Consider the following 2,960-nt stretch of genomic DNA (forward strand, 5'->3'; position numbering starts at 1 on the left):
AAAATTATAGCTTAAAATCTTCTTTTTCTCCTTAAAATCACTTCAAAAACTGCCCGACATTTTCTTTTGTAACTAACTGAAACGGTATCATCAGTTCTTTTTCGTAAGGTTGTCCTTTGGCAATTTTCACGGCCGTTTCGATTGCTCCTGCCCCTTGTTGTTTAGCATTCTGAAAAACGGTAGCGTCAAGTGTGCCTTTCTTAACGGCTTGCAAGGCATCGGTAATGGCATCAATACTTACTACAATTACTTTATCTTTTAGGCCCGCATCTTGTAAGGCTTTCAAAGCACCGAGGCCCATTTCATCATTTTGAGCAAAAACTGCATTGATTTTTGTACCGTAAGACTGAATCCAGTTTTGCATTAAATCCATACTTTTGGCTCTATCCCACTCGCCAGTCTGGTGAGCGATAAGTTTTAGGTCTGGATATTCTTTCAAAATTTCTTTAGCACCTTGTTCACGTTGAATCTGAGCTGCTTGCCCCATAAAACCGTGAATCATCACTACGTTTCCTTTTCCGCCTAATTTATCCGCAATAAATTTCATGGCAATTCTGGCCGATTCTACATCGTTTGAACCTACAAAAGCCGTTGGTTTGGTGCTTGTAGCCGAATTTACGTTGATGATAGGAAGCTTTGCTGCCAAAGCCTTCGTCACTGCGGGCGAACTTGCCTCAACCTCACAAGGATTCATGATAATCACATCAACTTTTTGAGCAATAAAGCTTTCTACTTGTTCGATTTGCTTTAATGGCTGATGTTCGGCATCCACACTTATCAATTCAACGCCTAATTCTTCAGCTTTTTTATTCATTTCGTCACTGATATTGACAATGAATTCATTTTGCATACTAAGCAGTGTAACCCCTACTTTGATTTTTTTATCGCCACTATTTTCTGTTTTTTTTGACTGGTTACAACTGATAAATAAAAAAACTGTGATGATTAGAGTTGAATACAGGTGTTTCATTTTTCTGTTTATTTTCAAATATATTTTGCTAATAAAAATTTGGAAAGAACATTTGATTTTGGGGGTAGAGACAGGGCATTGCCGAGCGACGGTCGCCCTGTCTCTACAACATGATAATATTAAATCAAAATTGTCAATCTTTTCCCTGATTCCAACTATCTAAAACTACTGCTCCGATAATGATTATTCCCATCACAACTTGCTGATAATAAGACGTTACATTGAGTAAATCAAGACCGTTATTAATTACTCCAATCAGCAAAACACCTACCAAAGTACCTGTCATGGTACCCGTTCCGCCCGAAGTAGATGTACCACCAATAACGGCTGCTGCGATGGCATCTAACTCAAAACCAGCTCCTGCATTTGGTTGTCCAGTAGTGATTCTTGATGTGAGTAAAACTCCTGCTAAACCTGCCAATAAACCCGAAATAGAATAAACGGCCATTTTTACCTGATTTACGTTGATTCCTGATGCTCTTGCTGCCTGCTCATTGCCACCTACTGCATAAATATACCTTCCGAGCAGAGTTTTTTTAAGGGTAATTGAGCAAATAGTAAAAATGATAATTAACACAATAATCGGAAAAGGAATACCCAAAACTTCGCCTCCACCAATAAAATTGAATGAATCAGAAAGGTTTGAAATGGGCCGACCTTTACTCAAAATTAAAGCTAAACCTCGCCCGATTGTCATTGTGCCGAGCGTAACTATAAATGGAGCAATTTTACTTTTTGTAATAATAAAACCATTAAAAACTCCCATCAAAAGCCCAGCCAGTAAACCTGCAAAAATTGGCAATGCCACAGGAAAAGTATCAGGATGTGCCAGCATTGCGGCAGTTACACCTGTTACGGCTACCATCGAACCCAGCGAAAGGTCAATTCCACCTGTAATAATTACAAAAGTTACACCAAAAGCCAATAAGGCATTGATAGATGCCTGTGTAATGATAATTGTCCAGTTTGAGACCGTCAAGAATTGGGGTGAAATAAAGGAAAGAATGAGGCAAATAGTAAAAAATACCACAAAAATTCCGTACTGCCTTAAACGATTTAACATGATTTAATTTACGATTTATGATTTACGAATGACGATTTATATTGATTTCCAACTTAATTCAATCGTAAATCTAAAATCGCTAAATCGTAAATCAGTTCACTGCATATTGCATGATTTTTTCTTGGGTTGCCTCATGTTTTGATAATAAAGCGGTTTGTTTTCCTTTTGAGAGAACCATAATTCTATCGCTCATACCAAGAATTTCGGGCAATTCTGACGAAATCATAATGACTGCTATTCCTTTATCAGTCAATTGATTAATCAATTTATAAATTTCAAATTTTGCTCCAATGTCAATGCCACGGGTGGGTTCGTCTAAAATAACCAGAGTTGGCGAGGTCAATAAAACTTTACCAATGACTACTTTTTGTTGATTTCCACCACTGAGCGTCATCACTTGTTGATGGATGCTCGTGGACTTTATTTTTAAATCTTTTGACAGTTGAGTTGTCGCTTCGTGTTCGTGACTTGAATTGACAAACCAAGCTTTTGAGAAGTTTGCTATACTCGACAAACTGATATTTTCTTTGATGGACAATGAGGGAATAAAGCCCAAAGCTTTGCGGTCTTCGCTCACATATCCGATGCCATTTTTGATAGCATCTTCGGGCGATTTTATTTCAATTTTATTGCCTTTTAATATGATTTCTCCGCTATCGTACTTATCCAATCCGAAAATTGCTCTGGCTATTTCGGTTCGCCCTGCTCCCATCAAACCTGCTATGCCAAGCACTTCGCCTGCCTTAATTTCAAAATTAATATTTTCAAATTTGCCTTTTGTACTTAGATTTTCTACCGAAAAAATTCTCTCTCCTTTTTTTGAATTATTGACAGGAAAGAGGTCGTTTATTTCACGCCCAACCATCAATGCAATCAAGGCATTTTTATCTAATTCGTTTGTGTTTTTAGTAGCGATGTATTTTCCGT

3 protein-coding genes are annotated in these 2,960 nt (G+C 37.6%); all 3 read right to left on the reverse strand.

Annotation, left to right across the window (positions count from 1 at the left end):
• Positions 1–37: 37 nt before the first annotated feature.
• The gene (locus ACOVO2_RS01385) at positions 38–970 is read right to left on the reverse strand and encodes a substrate-binding domain-containing protein (RefSeq protein WP_421768247.1); all 933 of its coding nucleotides are present in this window, start codon (positions 968–970) and stop codon (positions 38–40) included.
• 133 nt (positions 971–1,103) lie between these two features.
• The gene (locus ACOVO2_RS01390) at positions 1,104–2,033 is read right to left on the reverse strand and encodes an ABC transporter permease (protein ID WP_421768248.1); all 930 of its coding nucleotides are present in this window, start codon (positions 2,031–2,033) and stop codon (positions 1,104–1,106) included.
• 91 nt (positions 2,034–2,124) lie between these two features.
• Positions 2,125–2,960, reverse strand: an 836-nt coding sequence (locus ACOVO2_RS01395; RefSeq protein ID WP_421768249.1) for a sugar ABC transporter ATP-binding protein, incomplete at its 5' end; no start/stop codon positions are given.

The organism is Emticicia sp. (genome assembly GCF_049241225.1).
Lineage (GTDB): Bacteria > Bacteroidota > Bacteroidia > Cytophagales > Spirosomataceae > Emticicia.

Bases quoted from the DNA above. Each gene is read 5' to 3' on its own strand.
- ACOVO2_RS01390 (WP_421768248.1), bottom strand. From the start codon at position 2,033: ATGTTAAATCGTTTAAGGCAGTACGGAATTTTTGTGGTATTTTTTACT.
- ACOVO2_RS01385 (WP_421768247.1), bottom strand. From the start codon at position 970: ATGAAACACCTGTATTCAACTCTAATCATCACAGTTTTTTTATTTATC.